13 protein-coding genes are annotated in these 26329 nt (G+C 53.8%); 5 read left to right on the top strand and 8 right to left on the bottom strand.

The genetic code is table 11. From position 1 onward, the window contains the following. The first annotated feature begins 22 nt into the window (after positions 1–22). From D3A97_RS02690 to D3A97_RS02670, 5 genes are all read left to right on the top strand, one after another. A complete protein-coding gene (locus tag D3A97_RS02690) occupies positions 23–3217 on the top strand; it encodes a SusC/RagA family TonB-linked outer membrane protein (protein ID WP_119076388.1) in 3195 nt (1064 codons plus the stop codon). A 220-nt stretch (positions 3218–3437) separates the two neighbouring features. Continuing rightward, entirely contained in the window at positions 3438–5246 is a 1809-nt protein-coding gene (locus tag D3A97_RS02685; RefSeq protein WP_198673840.1) for a RagB/SusD family nutrient uptake outer membrane protein, read from the top strand. Between the two features lie 32 nt (positions 5247–5278). Further along, the gene (locus tag D3A97_RS02680; protein WP_198673839.1) at positions 5279–6433 is read left to right on the top strand and encodes an Ig-like domain-containing protein; all 1155 of its coding nucleotides are present in this window, start codon (positions 5279–5281) and stop codon (positions 6431–6433) included. Between the two features lie 52 nt (positions 6434–6485). Next, the gene (locus tag D3A97_RS02675; protein ID WP_119076382.1) at positions 6486–8021 is read left to right on the top strand and encodes a family 43 glycosylhydrolase; all 1536 of its coding nucleotides are present in this window, start codon (positions 6486–6488) and stop codon (positions 8019–8021) included. Then, on the top strand, positions 8021–9163 hold the full coding sequence (locus tag D3A97_RS02670) for a glycoside hydrolase family 88/105 protein (protein ID WP_232825827.1): 1143 nt from the start codon (positions 8021–8023) through the stop codon (positions 9161–9163). The genes D3A97_RS02675 and D3A97_RS02670 overlap by 1 nt, the downstream gene beginning before the upstream one ends. 840 nt (positions 9164–10003) lie before the next feature. Here the strand turns inward: D3A97_RS02670 and D3A97_RS02665 are convergent. From D3A97_RS02665 to D3A97_RS02630, 8 genes are all read right to left on the bottom strand, one after another. Further along, positions 10004–10822 (bottom strand): hypothetical protein, encoded by an 819-nt coding sequence (locus D3A97_RS02665; protein WP_157986320.1) that lies wholly within the window; start codon positions 10820–10822, stop codon positions 10004–10006. Between the two features lie 376 nt (positions 10823–11198). Beyond that, positions 11199–12692 carry a sulfatase family protein gene (locus D3A97_RS02660; RefSeq protein ID WP_119076378.1) on the bottom strand — a complete coding sequence of 498 codons (1494 nt, stop codon included), beginning with the start codon at positions 12690–12692 and terminating at the stop codon, positions 11199–11201. Positions 12693–12702: 10 nt separating this feature from the next. After that, complete coding sequence (locus D3A97_RS02655; protein WP_157986319.1) at positions 12703–14604, bottom strand: hypothetical protein; 1902 nt, start codon at positions 14602–14604, stop codon at positions 12703–12705. An 18-nt stretch (positions 14605–14622) separates the two neighbouring features. Next, positions 14623–17307, bottom strand: coding sequence for a COG1470 family protein (locus tag D3A97_RS02650; RefSeq protein WP_119076374.1), 2685 nt, complete (start codon positions 17305–17307; stop codon positions 14623–14625). A gap of 15 nt (positions 17308–17322) precedes the next feature. Continuing rightward, a complete protein-coding gene (locus D3A97_RS02645; protein WP_119076372.1) occupies positions 17323–19725 on the bottom strand; it encodes a glycoside hydrolase family 20 protein in 2403 nt (800 codons plus the stop codon). Positions 19726–19771: 46 nt separating this feature from the next. Next, positions 19772–21064: a hypothetical protein gene (locus D3A97_RS02640; RefSeq protein ID WP_119076370.1), complete on the bottom strand. Its 1293-nt coding sequence runs from the start codon at positions 21062–21064 to the stop codon at positions 19772–19774. Between the two features lie 86 nt (positions 21065–21150). After that, positions 21151–22767 carry a RagB/SusD family nutrient uptake outer membrane protein gene (locus D3A97_RS02635; RefSeq protein WP_119076368.1) on the bottom strand — a complete coding sequence of 539 codons (1617 nt, stop codon included), beginning with the start codon at positions 22765–22767 and terminating at the stop codon, positions 21151–21153. Positions 22768–22790: 23 nt separating this feature from the next. Next, positions 22791–26270 (bottom strand): TonB-dependent receptor, encoded by a 3480-nt coding sequence (locus D3A97_RS02630; RefSeq protein ID WP_157986318.1) that lies wholly within the window; start codon positions 26268–26270, stop codon positions 22791–22793. Positions 26271–26329 lie beyond the last annotated feature (59 nt).

The following is a 26329-nucleotide window of genomic DNA, read 5'->3' as shown; positions in this document are numbered from 1 at the left end:
AGAGAATATCAAATCCACGATTATGAGAAGATTTCTAAAAGTAAAAGGCGCGCAGCGTGCTTCAGCACTGTGCCGGATACCACGTCTTGGAGCGCTTGCCGTGCTCTTCCAGCTGCTGGGGACAGGTATTGCCTATTCACAAAATAATCCTGCTGTGCCGAAGGAGGCACAACAAAACAAAAAGCGTATTACAGGCCGCGTAACGTCGCCGGATGGAGATCCGCTGCCAGGGGCTTCCGTGAGAATACGGAACACAAGCATCGGTACTGCCGCAAATAATGAAGGGCTCTATGTTATTGACGCGCTTGCTACGGATGTGCTTTCGTTCAGCTATACGGGTTTCCTGACAAAGGACACTACATTTAATGGCAGCAGCGTTTTGAACGTTATACTTCAACCAGATGTTCTGCTGAACGAGGAGGTGGTAGTAGTAGGTTACGGCAAGCAGAAGAGGGCGGCCATGGTTAGCTCCATAAGCACCGTCAGCTCGCAGGAATTGCGGTCTCCCTCCGGTAATCTCACCGGCAATCTTGCCGGTCAGCTTTCAGGCCTTATCAGCATACAGCGTACCGCGGAGCCGGGCCGGGACGATGCGGAGTTCTGGATCCGGGGTATCAGCACCTTCAAGGGAGGCTCCAAACCTCTGATCCTGGTAGATGGTATACCACGGGAGATAAATGATATTGAACCAGACGAAATTGAGACCTTTTCCGTGCTGAAGGACGCGGCGGCAACGGCGGTGTACGGTGCTGAAGGTGCAAACGGCGTTATTCTTGTAACCACCAAGCGGGGGATCGTATCCAAGCCCAGGATATCTTTCCGTGCCGAACACTCAACGGCCAGTCCGCAAAGGCTGCCCGAGTTCGTAGATTCGTGGGAATACCTTGAACTGGCCAATGAAGCGTTGTTTAACGATGGCTTTGACCCCTATATGACCGCGGAGCAGATTGAAAAATACCGCAGCCGGGAGGATAACGATTTGTATCCAAATACCAACTGGATGAACGAGCTGCTGTCGAAAAATGTGCAGAACCAGCGCTACACTTTAAATTTCAGGGGCGGCGCGGAAAATGCCAAGTACTTTGTATCAATGGCTTATTTCAACCAGGAAGGGGTGTTCAAGAAAAACCCGCTGGGCAAATATGACAGCGACTTTGACTTTCAGCGGTATAACCTCCGCAGCAATATAGACCTGAAGGTAAGCAAGACCACTCAACTGAATATTGACCTTGGCGGCCAGTATGTTAACAGGCTTACCGCCAACCGGTCTCCCGATGATGTTTTTGGCTTTATGCTCAATACACCGCCACACCTGTTCCCCGCTATTTACAGTGACGGGACCCTGGCTACCTACCAGATACAAAGTGATGGCAACAACCGCAGCCCGTACAATATGCTGTACAACCAGGGGTACCGGAAGGAGTTTAGCACGCAGATACAATCCAACATAGGCCTGACGCAGGATTTGAAGGTGATTACGCCCGGCCTGAGCGCCAATGCCAAGGTCAGCCTGGACTATGAGGGGAATGCGTCTACGCTGCGCAACTACTGGCCCAGCCTTTACCACGCCACCGGGCGCGATGCGGACGGCAATCTTGTTTATATTACTTCTGTTTCCGGCAGCCCCCAACTGACAGACCCTGAATTTACAGGTACCAGTTCCTATCGCAATATATATGTGGAAGGATCGCTCAACTACCTGCGTTCTTTCGGAAAACATAATGTAGGAGGCATGTTGCTCTACATGCAGAAGGAGAACCAGCGGAGCGATGGCGTGCTTCCCTACAGGAAACAGGGCATTGTGGGACGTGCCACCTATTCTTTCGGCAATCGTTATTTTATTGAAGGGAATTTCGGGTATACCGGTAGCGAAACATTTGCGAAAGGGAACCGGTTTGGATTTTTCCCCGCCGTGGGCGTCAGCTATTTTGTTTCCAACGAGCCTTTCTATCCCGAAGCACTGAAGGATGTGCTGAACAGCGCCAAGATCAGGTTGTCATACGGCCGTACCGGTAATGACAATACCGGCGGCTCCCGTTTCCTTTACCGGGCCACCTTCAAAACAGACGGTTATACATTCAACCAGGGCATTGGTTCTACAGGCGGTACCAATGGCATGGGAGCGGGCATCAACGACCTGCTGTTCGTCAACAATACCATTGCCTGGGAAATTGAGAACAAGCGTAATGTGGGCCTTGACCTGGGATTTTTCAACAACAAGATCGAGCTGACAGCGGACTACTTCAACAACCGCCGTTCGGGCATCCTGGTACAGCGCAATACCATCTCCGCCGTAGCGGGATTCCATGCCAACCCCTGGGAAAATTATGGTATTGTGGATAATCATGGTGTGGACGCCAGCCTGAAAAGCAGCCATAACATCGGCCAGGTCAGGATAACTACCAGGGGAACTTTCACTTTTGCCCGCAACAAAATTGTAGAATACGATGAGCTGCCGCAAAACCATCCCTGGATGGCAGTTACCGGTACGCGGGTGGGAGACCGTTCCGCCTATATTGCCGAGAGGCTTTATACAGATGACGATTTTGTCAAAACACAAAATGCCAACGGCACTTACTCCTACCAGCTAAAGCCGGGGTTGCCCGTGGTATCCATGCAGGGAGCACTGGGGCCGGGCGATATTAAATTTGCTGACCTGAACAACGACAACATCATTGACAACAATGACAGGAAAAGAGGAGTAGGCCATCCCGAAAACCCCGAGATCAATTATGGTTTTGGTATAAATGCGGAGTATAAAGGGGCCTATATCAGCGTCTTCTTCCAGGGTACCGGCAATTCCTCTACTTTGCTGGGTGATGGTAACAGTACTTTCTGGCCTTTCAACTGGGGAGTGGAGAAAGCGAATTACCGGACGGCCTTTCTGGACCGCTGGACGGCAGACAACCCCCGGCAAGACGTTGTTATGCCGAGAATACACAGTCATTATTCCTACAACGTGAACAAAGAGCCTAATACCTGGTGGTTACGGAACAGCAGCTTCCTTCGTTTGAAAAATATTGAAATAGGCTATACCCTGCCAAAAGAGCTGATCCAGAAACTCAGGCTGGGCGGGGCCAGGGTGTACCTGATGGGGTACAATATCTATGTTTGGGATGATGTAAAATATTGGGACCCGGAAATGGGTAACCGCAACAAGGGTATGAGCTACCCCATGTCCCGCTCTTTTACGTTCGGTCTTGAGCTGAACCTATAACATTCAGCAGGAAAATTACCATTTTGGCAGTGCAGGCTATCCGGCCTTAAAATATTAACGGATGAAACGGAGCATGATAAATTCTTCATCACAGGGGAATGTTAGTGCGAGGTTTATCTCGATCATGTTTAAATCTTATTGACCTCGATGCATCTTCGATGTCATCCGGCCCGTAAAAAATAAATATTAACGGATGAAAACAAAAATTATAAATACGCTTTTGATAACCTTTTTCCTGGGATATTTTACTTCCTGCAGCAAGTACCTGGATGTGTCCGATGAGCTGGCTGGCGGTATCAGCGATATCTCCCAGGTATTCGATAACGTGGACCGTACAAGGAAGTGGTACTCCCAGGTTTTTAATAACCGCCCCGATTATTCCATGGTATGGGTAGAAACAGACGGTATGGGCAACCCGTGGACGGCTTACGCCGATGAGATATATACAAGGCTGGCCAACAACTCGGGAAAATATAACGAGTGGAACTCCTCCAACTCCGCCGCGCAAAGGTGGGGAAAGCTCTACGAAAGCATCCGCCAGGCCAATATATTCCTGGAACAGGTAAAGCCCATTGTTGAAGAAGGCGGCCCCGGCGCTGCCGTGCTTACCGAGCCGGAAGTAGCGAGCTACAAGGCCAACGTGCGGTTTATGAGGGCGCTGTACCACTATTATCTGATGGAGCTTTACGGGCCCATACCGATTGTGGACCATTCTATGACTTTGGCGGATGAGCTGGACCTGCCCCGAAATTCGCTCGATGAAGTGATCAACTTTATTGATGCGGAACTGCTTGCATCTATGCAGGGCATGGAGCAAGAGCCATACCACAACAATGAATCTTATCGTGCCGTTCCCACTAAAGGAGCCGCATTGGCCGTTCGGGCAAAGTTGTGGGCCTACGCCGCCAGCCCGCTCTTCAACGGAGGGTTTGCCGAGGGGAGACAATTGACGAACAAGGACGGTAAACGCCTGTTCCCCGACCGGGACGAAAGCAAACTGCAGAAAGCTGTGCAGACGTGTAAAGATCTCATCGAATATGCCGGGCAGGGCGGCCGGTACCAGCTTTACAAAAACGCCGGTACTTTCGATCCCGCCAAATCTGTATACGAACTGTTCCAGCAATACAATACAGAAATTATCTGGGCCAACTCGGCCACATCCTGGAAGGCCTATAATGGCGGTGGTTTTGACCAGTACGCCACCCCAAGGAGCGAGCCTTCTGGCCTGGGAGGCTTTCACGTACTGCAGGAGCTTGTTGATGATTTTTATATGACGGACGGTTATCCCGCCAAAAGCACTTCTTTTCTTCCGGCCTCTCCTTCCTACAGCGAAAGCGGTTTTGGTACGCTGGATGGCGTGGAAGTTTCCAAAATGTATATCGGGCGTGAACCCCGTTTTTATAACACGGTTACTTTTTCCGGTAAAAAATGGCATGTCAGCAACAATGAAGTGCAGTTTTACAAAGGTGGCAATTCGGACAACTCGGTAGGCGATGGCGCCCCGTTTACGGGATATCTTTTATACAAGCGGATGAACCGTACGGTGTATGGCCGCTCTCCGGGCGTAACCTCCATGTACAGGCCTTCCATCATTTTCCGCCTGGCGGAGTTTTACCTGCTGTATGCCGAAATGCTCAATGAAGTGTCTCCTTCAGATCCGGATGTGCTGAAATACGTTAACCTGATACGGGACCGTGCCGGTCTGCCGAAGCTGGAAGACCTGAACCCTGCTATAACTGGCAACCAGGAGTTACAGCGAGCAGCCATACGCCACGAAAGGCGCATAGAGCTGGCTACCGAAGGCCAGCGTTATTTCGATGTACGCCGGTGGATGATAGCCGAAAATGCACCCGGCGAGGGTGGCCAGGGCGGTGACTTTACAGGTATGACCCCTGATGGGAACAAGGTGGCATATCATGTACGCAGAAAGGTACAGACCCGTAGCTTCAAACGTAAGAACTATCTGTTCCCTATACCGCTGGCCGAAATGCAAAGAAGTGAAAATCTTGTACAGAATCCTGGCTGGTAACATAAAAACCTATGTACTTTAAATTGAATTGTATGTTGAACAATAATAGAGTATTCGCATTTGCGGCTACGTTCCTGCTGTTCGGCCTGTTGTTAGCAGGCTGCGGCAAAAATATCCCGGAGGTAAGAGAAGTAGGCGTGGAAAGTATTACGTTAAGCGAAGAGCTTGGCAACGGCGTTACGCTGCTGAAAGGCACTACGCTCAATGTTGGCTGGAAAGTGACCGTACTGCCCGAAAATGCAACGGACAGGGCAGAGAACTTTTCTTCCGCTAACCCGGATGTAGCCTCAGTAAATGGTAATGGCCTGGTAACAGCCAATACCGAAGGTACTGCTGCCATTACCATATCAGTAGGGGGAAAGAATGTTGAATTTACGGTAACAGTGGTAAACAAAATTATTGTACCGGCTACAGGTATCCAATTCCTGTCATCCGAACTGGAGCTAAAAAAGGGAGAAACGATCAGCTTGCCTGGCCAGATCACGCTTACGCCGGCTGATGCAAATGACGGATTGAATTATACCTCTTCTGATCCGGGAGTAGTTTCAGTAAACGGAGAAGGCCTGCTGGAAGGCATTTCGTTAGGAACGGCCACTATCACTGCGGCATCTATACAAAATCCATCTGTTAATGCTACGCTAACGGTGAAGGTAATGCCCTTCAGCGGCGATTACCCAAGGGCTGGCTGGACGATGACAGCCTCCCATGAGCTGATGATAGCCACCAACAACCCGGAAGGAAATTCATTGTCGGCCGCCATTGACGGTGATCTCGCCACCAATTTCTGCCTCGTAAGGCCGGGTAAAACATCCGGTACTACTACTAAAGTAACGGTGCCTTCCGGAGCGGCTATTTATTTTACGGTAGACATGAAGACCGCCCAGGACGTGAATTACTTTAGAATACGTCACAGAGACATCACGCAAGCCTTTATTAGATGGTATGCATTTGATGAAATATCAGGCAGCAACGATGGTACAAATTTCGAGGTAATTGCAACAGATGTGGTTATTCCCGGCGCCGCAACAGCGTCCCTGCAGGAGACCGTGAATATAGCCCTGCCAAAATCCAGCTACCGTTACCTGAAGTTCTATGCGCAGAAAGCAAAATGTTTTAACCAGTCATCATACACATCACAGGGCAATACGGTACAGATACAGGAGTTATATCTTGGCGTAACGCCCTAGGCGCTGCAAGATGACAATGAAAGGTGGTTAATTGAATATATAAACGCATTATATGAAACGATTGATAGTTGCGGTATGCATGCTCGGTGCATTAATGGGCAACGCCTGCCATAAACCATCGGATGCTCCTGGTGTGCCGCCGCCGGAAAACCCGCCCCCTTCAACCGGGGGAGATGATTTATCCGCATTCACCATAGACAGTACGTTTACCAACCCGCTCATGCCCGGCGGTGCTGATCCCTGGGTGATCGAAAAAAACGGGACATACTACTATACTTTTACCCAGGGCAGCAAACTGGTTATCCTGAAAACGCAAAATATGTCATCGCTTGCGTCGGCCCGCAGGTATGAGGTCTGGACACCGCCCTCCGGTCAGTCTTATTCAAAAAACCTGTGGGCGCCCGAGCTTCATGAGATCGACGGGAAATGGTATTTTTATTTTGCGGCTGATGACGGCGCGAATGCCAACCATCGCATGTATGTGCTGGAAAATTCTTCGCCTACTCCTGTAGAAGGGAACTGGTTGATAAAGGGGAAAATATCGGACGCATCAAATCAATGGGCAATAGATGGCACCGTATTGCGGCATAACGGCCAGCTGTATATGCTTTGGTCAGGAGGTAATGCCGGGGCGCCGCCGCAGCATATTTATATTGCAAAGATGAGCAATCCCTGGACCATCTCCAGCGAAAAAGTGATCATAGCTTCGCCCGCCTATGATTGGGAAAAGAAGGGCAACCCTATCAATGAAGGGCCGCAGGTGCTGATCAATCCACAAGGCCGGGTATTTGTGGTGTATTCAGGCAGCGGTTACTGGGTAGACGGCTACTGCCTGGGGTTACTCACACTTAAAGAGAACGGGGACCCTATGAACCCTGCTGACTGGACAAAGAAGGACCAGCCGGTTTTTTCCATGAGAGCCGAAAGCAGCGCCTATGGCCCGGGACATAATGGCTTTTTTAAATCGCCCGACGGCAAAGAGGACTGGCTCATTTACCATGCACGTACGCGCCCGGGCGGGGGGGATGACAATGGCCGCAACCCGCGCATCCAGCGCTTTACCTGGAACGCTGATGGTTCTCCCAACTTTGGCGCCCCGGTGAATATTGCCATACCGCAAAACCGCCCCTCCGGCGAGAAATGGCGATACATATACCCCAAGGCCAAATGGGCTATTGCAGCATTCAGCTCGGAAGAAACTGTTAACGGCCGTTTGGCATCCCGCCTGATAGATAACAATACGGCTACTTTCTGGATTGCGCGGTATTCTTCCGATCCAACGGATTATCCCGGACATTGGGTTACCGTAGATATGGGAGAAGTATCCGGTGTTGATGGCATTATCATCAACCAGAAAGAAGGCGACCGCAAAATAAAGGAGCTGCAGCTGCTGGTCAGCAACGACAATAATTCCTGGGAAAGCCTTGGGGTATTTACCCTCAATAATATCGATCTGTTGAAACAATACATAGACCTGCCCCAACGCAGGCAGTTCCGATATTTCAGGCTGGCTCCCAAGTCCGGCTACGATACGCAGCGTCAACCCGGCCTGGCGGAAGTATCCGCATTCAGGTTTAAAGATCAATAATGGAGAACAGAATGATGTTTGATAAAAAAATAAGTATAATGTACAAGCAGACCCTTACGTTGTTGTTGTTATTGCCTTTTCAATTTTTATTTGCTCAAAAAAGCAGCCTGAACAAGTTTCCCAAAGGTTATACACCTGAAGAGGTGGGTAAACTGATAGCATACCGTTTTGTAGATGCGAAACATGCATTACATGCGGGCAAATGGATCAGTTATCCTGAAACATTCTATTGGAATGGGGCGCTTAAATTTGCATCGTTAACAGACGATGCAGTGCTGCTTGATCTTTTGGAAAAAAAATTTCAACCGCTTTTTACAACAGAGAAAGCTCTTTTGCCCGTTAAAAATCATGTTGATCTGAATATGTTTGGCAGCCTGCCGCTGGAACTTTATCAAATAACAAAAAACAGAAAGTATTTAGAGCTGGGTTTGCCTTATGCCGATACGCAGTGGGAAGTTCCTGCAACTGCCAATGCTAAAGAAAGATCATGGGCGGAAGACGGGCTTTCCTGGCAAACACGCCTCTGGATCGATGACATGTATATGATCACTATAGTACAGTCCCAGGCATATAAAGTGACCAAAGATGTAAATTATATTGATCGTGCCGCCAAAGAAATGGTGCTTTATTTGGATAAGCTGCAACGGCCGAACGGCCTGTTCTATCATGCCCCGGACGTTCCGTTTTACTGGGGGCGTGGTAATGGATGGATGGCTGCAGGCATGGCGGAGTTGCTGCGTTCTTTACCCCGGGATAATAAATACCGTCCGCGTATTATGCAGGGCTACCAGGCAATGATGGAGAGTTTGAAAGCACATCAGGCGCCTGGCGGTTTGTGGAATCAGTTAATTGATGAAAAAGACAGCTGGGCTGAAACATCAGGATCAGCGATGTTTACTTATGCATTAATTACAGGCGTAAAACAAAAATGGCTGAATGCTAAAGCATATGCTCCCGTGGCCCGGAAAGCCTGGATGGCTTTAGTGCCTTATGTTGATAAAAAAGGAGCGGTTGCCGAAGTTTGCGTGGGGACCAATAAAAAGAACGATAAACAGTATTATTACGACCGTCCGCGCAGAACAGGTGACTATCACGGGCAGGCCCCGTACCTTTGGTGCGTTGCGGCGCTGCTTGAAAAATAGGCAGCACTGAGACTGTTGAAGGAGTGTTGCAGCTTCTTTCCTCATAATCATGCCTTCCGCTTTTGATCATGCGGAATAAATTGCTGCCATGGCGGAATCTGCATGAAAAATGCAACTTACAGACACCTCACCGGTACTTTTAAATGTTATGATGACGAATACCTGGATAGGGGGCAGACTGGATGTAGACCAGACGCCGGCATCACCGGGTCAACATAAAGGGAATACCGTAGGGTAAGCGAAGGGAAAGCGAACGGTAGGTGGACTTGATGCGGAAATACCCTGCAAATGGTGTAGGGATGATCTGGCGATGCCGTTTTGAGCTAACACCGGCTAAAAAAGGGTGCGGAAATATGTTCAGGATATCACGCGCGAGGCAAAAAGCAGCGGGGAACAGTGTTTTCAGGGTGTTTTAAGGAAGAAAAAGTGAGGTTTGGGCATGAAGGGGCGTTCAGCGAGGCTGGGGAGGCGGTAAAGGGTATAAAAAGATCTGCGAAGCGGAGGTTATTCCTGCTGCGGATGGTGGATCGCCGATTTCGGCCCTCCAGGCGTAGTGTATGCTATTCCCGTTGCGGGTGATGGATCACCGATCCCGGCCCTCCAGGCGTTGTATACGCTATTCCCGTTGCGGATGATGAATGACCAATCCCGGCCCTCCAGGCGTTGTGTACGCTATTCCCGTTGCGGATGATGGATCACCGATTTCGGCCTTCCAGGCGTAGTATACGCTATTCCCGTTGCGGATGGTGAATCACCGATTTCGGCCCTCCAGGCGTTGTATACGCTATTCCCGTTGCGGATGGTGAATCACCGATTTCGGCCCTCCAGGCATTGTGTACGCTATTCCCGTTGCGGGTGATGAATGACCAGACCCGGCACAACCGGCGGCTGCACCCGCGGCTGCCGCTGCGTACCATACGGAACAGGCTCTTCCCGCACTACCACCGCCGCCTCCGGCTGCAGCACGGCAATGATCTGCGCCGCCATAAACTTCCGGTTGGCCAGCAGGTACGGGTGGCCATGTTCCACCTGCCAGCAGGTCACCTCCAGTATCACGCAGGTGACCGTGTTGCCGTCAGCCGGCACCGTCAGCGAAAACGCCGCCGATGGCTCGTCCGCCTTCAGCATCACCATATCTGACGCGGCGGCCTTTGCCGTGGCAAAACCGCGCTCCAGGCATACGGCCACCGCCCTGAAGCCCACATGCGTGGCCCTGGGGTTGCACAAATGCTGCCGGATGGCGGGAACGGTTACGCCAATGCTGCCGTCCGCATGGCGCATAGCGGCGGCCTCTACGGGCAAAACATGGGAAAGGTCTGCATGCGGGGTGAAGCAGAAACGCTCCAGGTCACGGAAGTACCGCGGTATAAAACGTTTCTGCCGGTGCAGGTCATCTTGCCGCAATACGTGCAGCAGGCTTTTGTTCAGCCTGTTGATCAGCGTCATTTCCTGCTTTACGTGCAAGAGCCCGTGCAGGGCGTGGCGCACGGTAGCCCCCAGCTTGCTGGCCTTGCCGAAGTGGCGGCTGCTCACCTTGCTGCGGGCACTTTGCCGTACTGCTTCCGGCATGCTGCGCAGGTAGTATTGCTTCCCTACCCGGTACCCGATCACGTTGCCCAGCTTTCCGGTGAATTTTAACAAACTTGTTTGCGTTGCCATAACATGTTTTTTATTGAATGTAAGGCATTTAGCGAGGCAGGGCCGCGAGGGGTATTCAATAGATTCTAAAATGCCAACGATTGGCGTTAGCAATTTTCCAAGAGCAACTAGATTGGGGTTAGATATTGACGAAGAGGAGAGCCTGCAAGGATGGAAGTTATCAAAAAATGGCGTTTTGAAAGACAGAAATCGGGACTGCTCCTTTCGCAAACCAATAATTTTATAAAAGATCAGTACTGTCCCGCTAAAGGCACAGCAAAGAATAATAGGTAGCCCTTCCTTACTATCTCCGTAAAGCGCCCCATCACCCAAAAACAAAAAAGCTGCATAAATCCACAGACTTATACAGCTTTCACCGGGCAACCCCGCAGGAAAGTCACCGCAGCTTCGTATTCCTTACTTCCGGCAGGTAAACAGGCGGCAGATATCGCCCATGTTCATCCAGCGGCCGTTTATCCGCAATGTCTGGAATAAAGAACTTTACGGCTGCGGAGTCTTTTTTGAACCGCGCTGTCATTTCCGCTTGCAGCCGCGCCGCCCGAGGATTGTTGTAAAGGTTCTTCTTTTCTCCGGGGTCGTTTTTCAGATCGTATAGCTCCGACCAGTCCGGCTGCCCGGGGTAATAGATCAGTTTGGCGTGTTGCGTGCGTTCCGCTATAATGGTAGGTATGGCATACGGTGTTTCGTAAAAGTATTCGTAAAAGAACGACGTGCGCCATTTCACGGGTTTGCCCATTGCTATTGGCAGCCAACTGTTGCCCTGGAAACTTTTGGGGGTTGGCGCGCCGGCCAGTTCGGTAAAGGTGGGCGCAAGGTCCACGTTGAGCACTATTTTGTCGATCACCTTGCCGGCGGGCAGTTTGGCGGGGTAACGCACCAGCAACGGTACTCTCAGCGATTCTTCGTACGCGGCCCGTTTGTCAGACAGGTTGCGCTCGCCGAGAAAATACCCGTTATCCGATGAATAGACCACCACCGTGTTTTCCGTGAGGTGAAGGGAGTCCAGCAGGTTCAGCACGCGGCCTACGTTTTCATCTATGGCGGCCAGCACGGTGAAATATTTCCTGATAATGGTGTCGTTGGTTTCCGCCCACGATGCGGGAGCTGGCGGAGGGGGAGGTATTGCCCTGCCGTCCCCTATCTTGCCGCGGTACACAACGTTCGCCTTTTCATTTACCGGTTTTTTCAGTGGTACATGGTCAAACCGGTGTGCAAGCCTTTCAGGCGGCGTCCAGTTGTAGTGAGACGATTTAAAGGCGAGCGACAACTGGAAAGCAGTGTCTTTACAGCGGCGGATGAAGGCCAGCGCGCTGTCTGTCGATACATCATCTACCCAGCCCTTTGTTTCCACTACCCGTTCGCCGTTCAGTTCAAAGGGGCAATCGATATAACGGCCCTGGCCCACAAAACTGAATGAGTGTGTAAACCCTGGCCGCTTGCCCTGCTGGCGGGCCATATGCCACTTGCCGAAAAACGCGGTCACATATCCTGCCGCCGTCAGCGCGGTGGCATAAGTGTCTGTTGTATCCGCCAGCTCCGTATGGTTGTTGGTAACGCCGTTCAGATGATTATAACGGCCCGTGAGCATGGTAGCGCGACTGGGTGAACAGAGGGAGTTCACCACAAAGGCATTGCTGAAACGAACGCCTTCTTTGGCGATCCTGTCCATGTTCGGCGTTTTAAACCAGGGAAACCGGGCTTTGATGCCCTGCGCCTGCTGCACTACGCTCATGGCATCGTACCGCTGATCGTCCGTATAAATGTAGATGATATTGGGCCGGGCATGCGTCTTCCCTTTCTCGTTTTGGGCAACGGCGGCCGGTAGCAGCCATGCCGTGTATAACAGGGTGAGGAAATAATATGGTTTCATATCTGCTTGTTTAGTCAAAAAATTCGCTGGGTGCGGTGTCTATGGTATGGGTGCTGTCTTTCACGGCTTCGTGCGATTTTTTGTTTTGCCTGCCTTCCCACCCGCTTTTGCCATTGTTCATGTACACTTCTTCGAGCGTACGGGACACACGTTGGTCTACTTCTTCCACCAGTTGCAGGCGCAGCGGGTGTGTGAGGCGTTTTTGCCATGCCTGCACGGCGGCGTAAGGCGTGCCGCCTTCGTTGGTGCGGTACACGAGGTAGGCCCATTTTTCTGAGAACATGCTGCCTTTCATGGCGGGTACTACCTGTTGCATGTTGGAAGAAAGATAAGTGTGGGAAAGCCCGCGTGCCCAGTAGATCCACGGGCCGGCGGTGATGTAAAAGAACGGGTTCAGCAACCGGGGGTCGGATTCAAGGCCGGCGTTGGCATATTCGAGCTGTATGCCCGCAAAGCCGATGCGGGTGTGCTCGTTATAAAAAGCGATCCACGGCACATCGGCTTCCATCTTGAGGTCGGTAAGGTCGGGCATGTGCTGCACATCGCAGGTAATGACGGTATCCCTGATCACATCGTACCAGGCGGCATGTGTGATCAATTCACGCTTGAACACCATTTCCGCGTTGCGCAGGGCAAGGCAGTTCACGGTTTTGTTGATGCGCATGGACGTGCTGGCAATGAAATAAGGCACGCCGGGGAAAAACTCGTACCGTACGGATGCATCTACTTCCGGCACCTGGGGCATAGGGCCCCACATTTCGCTTTGGGTAATGACCGGGCCGGTTACCGAGCGCATATTGGCCGGGGGAGACCAGTCCGAAGTATGCGTCCATGGCCGGGGGGGAATATACACGTCGGGGTTCCAGTGTATGGCGCCGTTGGTTTCCAGGTGGTGGAACAGCGGCGCCTGCGGCAGGCTGTTCAGCTTCACTTCATCGAGGTGGCCGGATTTGGGGTGGAGCGTGAGCGAGAACGTGTTGTTCCGTACCTGCAGCCCGGGCATTTTGCCGGTCGTTTGCAGATCGCTGTCATAACCCGGCGCGGGCGCCTTGGCGTTGTTGTAGTAGATGAGGTATACGCGGCTTTGCCGGGCGGGCACGGTGGCGGGGAAAGCAACCTGTGCGGTAACGGTGGGCAGCCATAGCGGAACGGCGCGTGTGGGTTTGCCGTTCTTGTCCGGCGCGCGGTCGTCTTGCTGCAGGTGTTGTTGTACATCAAATACCTGCGAGCTTACTTCGGTGGCCGCATGTGTTACGGGGTCTATGGCCACTACCCGTATTTCTTTCACGAGCCCGTGCTGCTCATCAGGGTAAAACGCCAGCAGGGCTTTCACGGGCTCGTTGGTCCTGCTGATGCCGGCTGTTTCGCTCACCACCAGGGCTTTGTAGTTTTTCCATTGTGTGCTGAACACGGCGGGGCCGGCGGGCGCCCGCAGTGTTTTGACGGCGGAGAGCACCACATCGTCTTTCGACGCATGGGCGGTTTTCTTTAACCGCACCGTAAGGCTCACGGTATAGGTTTTGCCGGGTTCCCACCGTGCCCAGCCAATTACCTGGGGTTGCTCATACACAGACCCGTCTTGCGCCATGCTGTAGCCGGAGGGAGACCGGGCCGCTATGGGCGGGCGCGCCGGCGTTTCCAGGCCATCTGTTTTCCGCAGATCGGTGGCCCGCAGCGGCTTGCCGTCAATGGCGGCCTCCACTTCGATGATGGACGGGTACGGCAATTGCAATGCAGCTTTGAAGTGATAGTAGGGGATATTGGGGCTGGGGTAATCCAGCCTGATATCCGCAATGGTGAGCTGCCCGGTTTTTGCCGGCTGCTGCGCGCTGGCCGGCAAGGCCAGGATGATGGTGGTGCAAAGGAGGCGGCAGACGCACGCTATATATGTCGTTATTGTCGGGTAATGCATGATCGATAATTTTAGCGGTCAGTGGCGGCTGACGGTTACAAGGTTCCTGCCGCGCAATGCCGCCACGCCGCGCTGCCACGGCCCGGCGGAAGCCCACAGGTAATATGAAAAATACATGGTGCTTTTCTGGTAGATGCGTACCCACGGCTGCATTTCCGAATAGAAATAATGGGAGCCGGGGTTGGAGGGGTGGTTCATCCACAGATGCAGGAAAATTGGCTGATCTACCGGGAAGGCCCCTACGAAAGTAATATCTTCTTTACGGTCATATGCCGCGTTCCACCCTTCACGGGGAAAGAATACCCTGCCATAATACTTTGCCGGGTCCATCGTCAACTCGCGCAGCCCTTCGCGGTCGGGGAAAATATGCACGTCTTCCGGCCCATGCGCTTTGCCCAGCGCCAGCATGGGCTGGGGGCCCAGCATCTTAAGCTCGGGATTTTTAAACGTAAGGGCAAAGCGCGCTTCCACTAAAGGAGAGTTGCCATACAGGGTATATATTTTCTCAAGTTTGTTGCCGTAGTAGTCGGCCGTCATTTTTACCTGTACATAGTCCCCCTCTTTTTTCAGGACCGTGACATCGTAGTTTTTCCCAGTTTCAATGCTGGGCTGGCCAAGGAAATCTTCAAAGCCCCCGTAGGGGTAAAACTCCTGCTTCCTGAATGGGCGCCGGTCATCCACCGGTTTGTCCGGCCAGAGCTTGAACAGCACATTGTCTTCCTTCTCTTTGACGATGTATTCGATGATGCGCGCGCCGGTGGCCAGCAGCGTGACTTTTACGCTGTCGTTCTCCAGCATGTATTCATTAATGCCGTCGTTGTTGAGGTCGGCCTCCGTCAGTGTTGCTGTGCCAGCGGCGGCGCCTACGCCCAGTTGACTGGTGGTTTCCGTGCCCAGTGCGGTCACCTTTACGGTATAATTGCCTGCCGGTACTTTCAGGTCGAATTGCAGGTTGCTGAACTGCGAGGTGGCCGTGGTACAGTTTTGCTGCGCTTCGAATACGGGGCGGGCGGGTTGTGTGCTGTCTATTACTGTAACAGTAACCGGAAAGGCCGTGTCTTTACTGAAGTTATGGATGGCAACGGGGTAGGTGACTACCGGTGTATGCCCGTACAGCAGGCGGTGCACGGAAATGGCGGGCGGCAGGTCAAGCATGGCGAGCGTGCTTTTTTGTGTGTTCCCCCATTTGTAATGCACCGCAATAGGGTTCGCGGCACCCATGGCGGCGGCTTCCGGCTGCAGGCGGAAGGAGAGGCGTTTGGTGCCGCCGGCGGGTATCTGTACGGGCGTTATGGTATCGCCCATTGTTTTCAGCCCGCCCGGCAGCCGCAGGTCAAGCGTACCTGAAATTTCCTGCGGAGAGATGCTCCTGAGGGTTATGTTCAGGTTATACCCCTCTACAGCGGCTTCGATGTTCACCTGGTCACCAAAGTACTTTTCGAGGAACACGCGGTCGAGCAACAGCATATCCAGCGCATGCCGGTAACCGGCCGGGCCCATCATTTTGCCTTCCGCCAGCACGGCTACGCCCCGCCGGTCGAGTATGGCTTTCCACAGCGCGGCGTCAGACAAGGGTGCGCCCTTGGGATGAAACAGTACCATGCTGGGTACTGCGCCGGATTCCAGCAGGCCGGTAGTGTATACGAACGGGATGCTGTCATGGTCTATCCATTCCTTGTCGCCCTCGGTGGCAAAATACCCGTCATACGGCAGTTGAGCGGCATCAGCCAGGGTGTCGTACACTTTCCGGAAGGCATAGCCTTTTTTGCTGTGCGCGTAAGTTACCCACCACTCAGGCCCGTTCATGGCCTGCACCTGCAGGCTGTCATAGTTCTCGCAGCCGAATATGGCGGGGAACGGGCCGGCTACGCCAACGTCCGTCACTACCGGCAGCGTCACTTTTCCCATCCACTCCCGCAGTTCGTTTTTAGACAGGAACTCCATATAGCCGTCGAACACGAACCAGCTGTTACCTTCGTTCATACCTTTACCGATCACCTCCAGCGGGTGGCCGGGCGAGCAGGTAACGCTGTTGTAAAGCGTTTGCGCGCCGAACCAGCCGCGGTGCAGGTCGTAGTCTTTCAGCAATGCCATGGTAGCGGCGGTCAGTTGTTGCACTTTGCGGGCAAGACCGATGTTGGGCGCTGAGATCACGAACAGCCGGCGGCTGCCGTTCTTCAGCATATAGGCATTTACCCGTGCGCTGCCGCTGGTATGGCTGGCAATGAACTGCAGTGCCTCGCTGTTATCATTGAATTTCTTTTCTAGCGCCTGCCCCGTTTCAGCAGCGGACGTGGTAATGACCAGTGCGTTGTTTTGCTGCAGCGAATCTTCCAGCTGTTGCAGGCCGGGCTGGTCGAGCACGGCATAAGGGGCGGCCTGCAGCTCGTCCAGAAAACCCTCCTGCATAAAAAGGCCGGGTACGCCGAGGTCATCCGCTATATCCAGCTTGCTGCGCAGAACGGCTTTTTCCGGTGCCGCCGAAAGGGTCTTGAACAGGTTGCCGTACCTGCTCCATTGCTGGTGCGTGCTATGCCAGTGGTCAGTATAACCGTCAAAATCAAAATCGTTGCGTACAATGTGCTCGCGCGGATGAAAGGTTTCCGTGTAGGTAAAACCTTCGAGGCCCCTGCGGGTGCCGCAGCTGCTGATGATCAGGGCAATGAGCGCCGGCAGCAGTATCAGTTTACGGTGTGTGTGCATGAAATGGTATTTTCGTTATCTCACTTCTATTTCATCGATGTAGGTATTGACGGGCATACCGGCCTTTCTTCCGGAGAAGGCCAGATCATGCCGGGTTATTTTCAGTTGAATGTATCGCGCTTCCGTATCGGTTTTGAAAGAATACACATATCGCCAGTCTGCTTCTCCTTTTTTCTCCTGCCCGTTCTGCCAGGTTTGTGTGCCGATGGGTGAAAAGCCGCTGTCTGCAAAGCGGGATACGGAACATTCAACCGATGCGGGCGGTATGGTAGGCCCATCCCGCCAGAGCGTTCCCATGTCTACCGAAGAGATCTTTTTCACCGCGCCAAGATCTATTGTGAGGGTAAATTCCTTGTCTGGCCAAATGAGCCAGAACAGGTTGCGGGTGGCGTCATCGCCCCGGGCGCCGTCAGTCAGCATGCCGAGGTCGGCGCTGTAGTACCGGTGCTGCCTTTCGGGCGGCATTTTATCCGCGCTCACTTTTGCCCGGAAGGCGAGGTTGCCCCTGGCGGCTTTGTTGGATGTGCTGAAGAGGGTATGTTTTTTATAGTCTTCGAGGCGGTAGCTGTTCTCGTTGATGTCGGTGATGCCCTCGCGTTGAAGGGTGTTGTAGAAATCATTGAGCAGCCCGTCCAGCCGCTTGTTCCTGACCGTGCCGGCATAGTTCCACCAGCCGGCGGGGCCATACATGTTGTGCTTCGCTATTTCCATTTCTGCGAAATACAACGGCATGCGGGCGAGGTGTACGTGGCGCGCAAAGTCGCCAGTGCCTTTTACGGCCGCCTCGGCTGCGTTGAACGCGGTGTTGTAGGCTTTGAGGTTTTCCGGGCTCAAATAGGTATCCTGGTAATAGGAAGGGGGCGTGTTGATGATCAGCGGTTTGGCCTGTTTGGTTTTTTCATATGCGGCGCTGATAAGGTCAATATACTGGCGGATGTGCGGTGCGGCCGGCCCGTAGTAGCCTTTCAAAAATTCGTTGATAGTGGCTGATACGTTGATGTTGGGGTCCCAGGCAATGCGCGAATAGAGATAGAGACGCAGCTCGGCGAACTCCATGCCGTAGTCTATGTTGCCCTGGATGAAAAATTCGTTGGCGCCTTTGCTCACCTGGTCCTGCACTTGTGGCTGGGCGAGGAAGAGGCTGGGATAAGGGCACTGGTAGTGGAAATAGTTGACCACATAATCCCATACGTAAATATGCTTCGCTATTTTGCCCCACGCGGCAAGGTCTCCCCCGCAGTACATGATCTGCACATTGTCAAGCGGCTTCGTGACCGCGGGTGGCACCAGCGAGTAATAATAAGCGAGGGTGGAAATGATCTTGTCTGGGAACTCCGCGGCCACCTGGTTCACAAACCGGATAATGGGGCCGGCCACGCTTTTTTCTTCTTCGATGGCTTTTTTGCAAAGGGCGCACTGGCAGTACAACGGCCCGTCTGCCTGGCTGACGGACCAATACAGCCGGTCGGGCTGCAGCGGTATGTCTTTTTTCAGCTGTTTGATCACTTCCTTCACCACATCGGGATTGGACATGCAAAGCTGGTCGCGGATGCGCTGGCCGCCAATTTCGGCAAAGTATTTCGGGTGGCTGGCATAAAAAACATCGGGCGGCACCAGCCTGTGCGTGAACGTGTGGCAGTAATAGTCATCGGCGAAAGGAGGAAAGCGGTTGGTAGTGCGGTGCCAGTCCAGCAGGTCTTCGTCCTTGCTAAATTCGTTCATCGTAAACACAATACGGAGGTTGTTCACGGACGAGTCTGCCTCGTGAACGTCCGGCAGGTGCAGGGTTTTGCTGGCGGGTATCACTTTGTACCGCGGGCTGTACAAACGGCAGCCGAAGTACTTGTCCAGTATCTGCACCGCGCCGTAAATACACCCGCGGCTTTTGCCGCCTTCGATGTGTAGCGAGCCGTCCGGCCGGGTGTTGATCCTGTAACCGTCATACAGGAGGCCGTCTGTTTCCCTGATGAAAACGCCTTTCTGGCCGGGCGCAAGCTGCGTCACTACCGGCAGCCGGCAGCCGGACATTTTTTCGATGTACCGCTGCAGCAGGGTGGCGGCCCGCTGCTCCTGCGCAGCGGGTGCGGCGGGGAGCACTACCGCGTAATTGCTTTTGCCGTTGTTGACGAGTGTTATTGCGGCGGGTGTAGCAGTAGCATAACCGGTTTTGTGGCTATCGACGGATGTTATTGTGGCGGGTGTTGCAGTAACATAACCGGTTTTGTGGCTATCGACAGATGTTATTGCGGCGGGAAGCACTCCCGCGTAATTGCTTTTGCCGTTGTCAGTAATTGTCACAGCAACGTGGCCGTTTACCGGTGGTTCCGTACCAGCCAAACGGTTGGCAAATGCCGGTATAATGGCTGCAAGTACCGCTGCCAATATACCGATGCGTACATATTGATGGGTTTTGGTCATCTTGAATGAGTTTTAATGTTGCATTGGGCGGGCCGCCCATGAATATTTACTGGCCGGCATAGTTGCGGCCTTTTCTATTAGCGGTTTCCCATTTTCTGCCGGTGGCAAACACTTTCACCTGGAAGGGGCGCAGCCGGGTAACGAACTGCCCGTTTTTTACCTGCACTTCGTCCGTACCGTACAGCTCTACCAGCTGCTGACCGTTCAACAGGTGAAGGCCCTGTACCACGGCGGCAAGCTGCGAGGTGTCCGCGCTATTGACGATCACCACCATCCAGTCCCGCCCATACTGCCGTGCTGTGGCCGCCACGCGGTCGTCTCCGCTTAATTCCGGCTGCCAGGCGGTGACGGTAACGGGTTTGGGCTCGGTTGACAGCAGGGGCTGCAAGGCTTTAAACTCCCTGGCCAGGCCGTAGAGCGACTGGCGGAACGGATCAGACGTGAGGTACCGCATGTCCCAATACAGGATACCCGCTGCGCCGTTGGCAATAGCGTCATACGCCATAAAGCGCGATTCTTCGAAGGAGGGATAGGCTACCGGCCTGCCCACCGCGTTCTCCGGTTCAACGGCCAGCAGCTCGTTCCACGAGAAGCCCTGCAGCACCATCCACACCGGTTTTTGCTGGCTGATGGCGGTCCATTTGCGGGTGGCCTTGCCGATGATCTGTATGGCTTTGCGAGGGGCAGTGCTGCCGGCGGGGAGGTTGGCCTTGATCGGGTAAATGTCGCAGCCGGCAATGTCTATCGCGTTCATATAGTCGCCCACATACGCCATGTCACTGGCTTCGGCCTCGTTCATCCAGATCTGGCGGTTACCCTTGTCCGCGCTTCTCACATAGGCGGCCGCTTCCTGCAGTTTGGGCAGCAATGCGGCGGCCTGTTGCCTGCCGTAGGCGAGCGCTTCCGGCGTGAGTTTTTTCCATGCGCCCGCTACGCTATGAATGCCTTCTTTCCGGTACAGTTTGCTATGGGCGGTAAAGTTCCATACCAGTTCATCCGGCCCGCTCCACAAGGCCAGCGCCGGGTGGCCGGCATTTTCAGCAACTGTTTTTTTCAGTTCGGGGGTTACGCCTTTGTGCAGGTGTACCCACATCCAGCCCTGCACATGGAGCTTTTGCAGCCGGTCCAGCTCCTGCCTGTTCCTGCAGGAAAACAGGTTGAACCCGGCGTCTGTCATTTCTTTCAGCGTGTCTTCCGCGGCAGGCAGATAGTAGCTGCCGAACACAAAGGTGCGTTGCCCGTTCTTGTATATAAAGCCATCTCCCTGCGCAAGGGTGTGGTTGTACCGGCAACACAGCAGGAGGGTAACTAAAACCGTCAGTTTCGTGTATACATGCATGTGATATTGTTTTTTGAAATGGCGCGCCCTGCCAGTACGCCTTTACAGGCGCCGGCAATGGCGGTGATATATGTTGTAAATGGATGTTAAAGCTGCACGTACCCTACATTTTGCGTCAACGCACCGGGGGCGGTGAGCATGGCGTTTTGCGGAATGGGCAGCGCATAATCGCGGTCGTTCCAGGTAACGTTCGTGTTCTCGTCTGCGGCCAGCGCGGGCGGCATTATCTGCGGTGCGCGTTGGGTCCTTACCAGGTCGTACCAGCGTTTGTTCTCAAGGGCAAACTCCACTCTTGATTCATTTTCGATGGCGAGAAGGAACGCTTCGTCAGATGCAAAGTCTGCCAGTACATAATCTTTAAGCGTAACGTCAGGGTTGCCGGTGTTCCAATCCGGGAATTGCGTTTCTATTACGCCGATGGTGACATCTTCCGCTTTGCTGGTAGTGCGGGCGCGCTCCCTTATTTTGTTGAGGTACAGCAGGGCGGCGTTTTTGTCGCCACCGGAGCGTACCAATGCTTCGGCATACAGCAGGTATACTTCCGCGAGGCGCATTTCTTTCCAGTTGGTGTTCCAGTTGAGATAATTGTCTACGCTGGATTTTTCTTCACCCAGTTTCTGCCAGTATTTATGCCCGTACGCTTCACTGCGGTAAACGCCGCCGGCATCTTTATACCCCGGCCGGAAAGCCACTGATTTGCGTGGGTCTCCGGCTGCGTAAGCGGTGAGGAGGGAGGGAGCGGGCTTGTTGTCGCCGCTGCCCGCGTCGCCCGCCGGCACCAGCGCCGCGGCGGCGGCATTGGACAACATTTGCGACTGGAAGGCGTTACCCGTTCTGTTGGAAAGATCTGACTGGTATTGTATTTCAATGATCGATTCTTTCGAGTTTTTGTTCGCCGCATTAAAAAGCTGTATGTAGCTGGGAACGAGGTTGAGCGCGGAGTTTTCGGCTACGGCCTTCAGCTCGGCCGCCGCTTTAACGTAATATTCCGTGCCCTTGTTGAGCGGGTAACCGGCCATGAACATGTACACCTTGCCCAGGAGCGCGCGGGCGGACACGCCGGTGAAACGGCCGCCATTGTCTCCGGGGGCCGTGGCCGGCAGTTTTTGCACGGCATCGGCCAGGTCTCCGGTGATCAGTTTGTAGGTATCTTCTAAAGTGGCCCTGGGCATTTCCCTGGCCGCTTGCGCGCCCACCTGCCGGGTAACCAGCGGTACGCCCAGCAATTTACCGTCCAGCGCATACCCGCCGTAGGTGCGGGCCAGGTAAAAATAGGCGAGCGCCCTGATCACTTCCGCTTCGCCAATGTGCTGTTTCTTCACGTTCTCGTCCGTATAAACAGCGCCATCCGCTTTTTCCAGTATGGCGTTGGCGGCTATAATGGCCATGTACAGGCTGTTCCAGAAATTCTCTACTTCGGCGTAGTTCTCCCGTACCGGTATCAGCAGGTTTACGCTGTTCTTATCAATGGAGGGGTTGTAAAAACCGGTATTGTCTGACCGTATTTCGCCCCAGAAGTAAAAATGCCCGTTGTATACGTCGCGGAGTTTGCCGTAGGCGCCAATAACGGCGGCATCCATATCGGCTTGCGTTTTATAGAACAACTGCGGGGTGAAGTTGCCGGGGTCGTTCAGGTTCAACATATCTTTTCCGCAGGCGCATAACCCGGCGGTAGTGATGAGGAAGTATAGTATTCGTTTCATGATATACTATGTTTTTATGATGGTCAAAAAGTCAGGTTCATGCCAATGCTGTACGTGCGGGAGGTCGGGTAGGCGAGGTAGTCGGCCCCGCTGACGGACGAGCCGCCGGTACCGTCTGGCGAATCGTAGAAATACGACGTATTTGCTTCCGGATCGTACCCGAGGTATTTGGTAAAGGTGTACAGGTTGTACGCTGACGCGTATACCCGCAGCCTTGTGATGTTCATCCGTTTGGGCAGCATGGGGGAGAAGTCGTAGCTGAGGCTCACATTGCGGATGCGCAGGTAAGAATTGTCTTGCACCCAATACGATGAGCCGTTGCCTTCAAATCCCCTGCCAACGCTTGTTACCGCGGGTACTTTGCCGTTGCCGGGCTGGTCGGGCGAGCGCCACCGGTCGTTCAGGAATTTAGGCATGCCGCGGGCGCCATCGGTGCCCTTTACCAGTTCTTTGAACAGGAGGTTGTATGTTTTGCCGCCGTAGCTGCCGTTCAGCTGAATGTCTAGCGCAAAGTTCCCGTAGGTGAAATGGTTGGTGATACCGGCGGTAAAATCCGGGTAGTTGTCGCCAATGGTGGTGCGGTCGTTTACGTCGATGATACCGTCGGGTTTACCGGCGGGGCCGCTGATGTCCCGATAATACAACTGCCCGGGCCGGTCTTTGCCGGGGCTCACCTGCGGGTGGTTGGCCAGGTCTGCCTCATCGCGGAACACGCCGTCTACCTGGTAGCCCCAGAAGGTAGCCAGCGGGTAACCTACGGCTGTTCTGAACCAGGGCCCGCCTGCAATGAACGAGCGCGGGAAAATAGGCGCATCGCCGGGGCCGAGGGCCAGCACTTCGTTTTGATTGTGGGATATGTTAAGGTCGGTACTCCAGGAAAAACGGGGCTTCGCAATGTTTTGTGTAGATACGGTAAGCTCTACGCCCCGGTTGCGCATTTTGCCATTGTTGACCAGGAACGTTGTTTGCCCGGTGAGAATGGGCACCGGCACGCTCAGCAACAGGTCGTAAGACGTTCTGTTGTAATAATCGCCGTGGAGCGTAATGCGGTTGCGGAACAGGCCGAGGTCGAACCCGATGTTATACTCCCGCGTTTTTTCCCAGGTGAGCGCATTGTTTTGCGCCTTGCTGCCGGGCGGTACGCCCAGCGTGCCTTTGGGGGGATTGCCGAGCGGGTACCAGGAGGTGCCCATGTTGCCCTGCCATTCAAAATTGCCGATGTTGTTGTTGCCGGAAACGCCCCATCCGCCGCGGACCTTCAGGTCGCTGACGGCGCCGGCGTTTTCCATAAAGGCTTCCTGTGAAATATTCCAGGCGGCAGATACGGAGGGGAAAAAGCCCCATTTGTGCCCTTCGCTGAAGCGGGAAGAGCCGTCCCACCGCACAGTGGCCGTGAGCATGTAACGCTGGTCGTAGTTATACATTACCCGGCCGAGGGCGGACAGCAGCGAGTATTCCGATGCGCCTGTGGAGGCGGCGAGCGGTGTGCCCGTTACCAGTTGTACATAGTTGGTGGCTGCGTTGTTGGCCGATGCGTTGATGTTGCCGAACGTTGCATTTTCTACCGTAAAACCGCCCAGCAGGGCAATGTTGTTTTTGCCGGCAAGGGTGAGGTTGTAGTTCACCAGGTTTTCGACCAGGTAGGTGCTGCTGCGGTTCTGCGCGTTGGTAGCGGAGGTGCCGGTAGTGGAAATGCCATAGTCGTTCACGCCTTTTGGCTCAAAGAAACTGTTTTCGTTGTTGGCATACTGGCCGTTCAGCGTGAATTTGTATTTGAGCCGCGGTACTATTTCCCATTCCACAAAACTGAAGGCGGACCAGCCGGAACTTTTTTGATAGTGATAGCGATTGTTGGCCAGCTCTACGGGATTAAAACCGGGTTGCCCGGCGCCCAGGATGTCAGGGTTCCTTTGCATGTCTGCATAAGAACCGTCGGGATTGGTAACCGGGAACACCGGCGCAATGGACAGGGAGGCAAGGTTTACGCCCCAGCCGCCGCCAAAGCGTTCGTTGCGCCCCTGTGCCTGCAGGCGGCCGTTGCCGGAATAGCCCATTAGCTGTAAGCCGATGGTAAGGTTCTTGCGCAGCTTCGTTTCGATGCGCGCCCTGGTATTGAAACGCTGGAAAGTAGAGTTGATAACAATACCGTCTTGTTTTTCGTAGTTACCGGAAATGAAATAACGGGTATTGTCCGTACCGCCCGAAACAGACAGTTCGTTCTGGGTCACGAGCGCGTTGCGGTATATCTCGTCCTGCCAGTCGGTATCCGGCATCCTGGCAACATCGGCGGGGTCAAGAATATTGTACCGGAAGGTACCCCAGGAGTTGTTGCCGCCGTCCGGGATGATGTACTTGATGCTGCCGCCGTTGCGCGCTTTGCGGGTGGCGTTATCGTCTGTCGGTTTGTTCAGCGCCGGGTTCAGGTCTACCCAGGAGTTGTTTTTGGCTTCAATGAGGGCCTGCAGGTATTCATCGCGCCCCATCATGGGTATTTTGCGTGCTATCTGCTGCATGCCTATGGATGTGTTGAGCGATACTACGGGAGCGCCGGTCTTCGCTCTTTTTGTAGTAATGAGCACCACGCCGCTGGAGCCGCGCGAGCCATAAATGGCGGTGGCGGACACGTCTTTCAGCACGGTGATGTTCTCGATGTCGTTCACACTCACCGCGGCCAGCGCATTGGGCATGGGCACGCCGTCTACCACGTACAACGGGTCGGAACTGCCGCTGATGGAATTGGTGCCCCTTACCCTTATTTTGGTGCTGGCGCCGCCGGGCTGGCCGCCGCCCTGCTGAATGTCTACCCCCGCCATTTGCCCGGCCATGGCTTCAAGCGCACCCATCACCGGCCGGTTCTCCAGTTGTTTGGCGGTCACCGTGGCAACGGCCGTGGTCACATCTGTTTTTTTAATGGTGCCGTAACCAACCACCACCACCTCATCCAGCCCCTTGGTCTTGGGATGCAGGGTAACGTTCACCGGTCCGTCTGCTGCTACGGTCAGTTCCGTTTCCGCATAGCCGATGAAAGAGAACAGCAGTGTTACGGGATACTTGTCTACCGTCAGCGAAAATGCGCCGTTGGCGTCGGTAGCAGTGCCGGTGGCCGTTCCCTTCACTTTGACGGTAACGCCGGGGAGCGGAACGCCTTCGGGCGTTGTCACTTTCCCTTTCACCGGTCCGGCCACGGCGGCTGCGGCAACGGGAGCAGAACGGGCGCGCCGGATGAAGATGGTGCTGGCCTCAATCGAGTACTCGAAAGGCTGACCGGCCAATGCCCGCCTGATGAAACGTTCAACCGGCTCGTTGCGGGCGGAGATGGTAACAGGCCTGGCAAGGCGAAGCAGTTGTTCATTGTAAGCAACCAGGTAGCCGGTTTGCTTTTTTACAACGTTCAGGACCTTCACCAGCGAAACGTTTTCTCCCGAATAGGTAACGGTTTGCGACGCGGTGCGTGCACTTACGTGCAGGCCGGCTACCAGCAGGAGCAAGGTAGTGAGTCTCATGACACGCATAATTTTGGTTGAGTGCCTGTTTTTCAGGCGCAATGAGGCGTTACAAAGAG

The sequence above is a fragment of the Chitinophaga alhagiae genome (assembly GCF_003568665.1).
Classification (GTDB): Bacteria; Bacteroidota; Bacteroidia; order Chitinophagales; family Chitinophagaceae; genus Chitinophaga; species Chitinophaga alhagiae.
The sequence above is the reverse complement of the archived record's forward strand: the minus strand, read 5'-3'. Positions and strand labels throughout refer to the sequence as shown.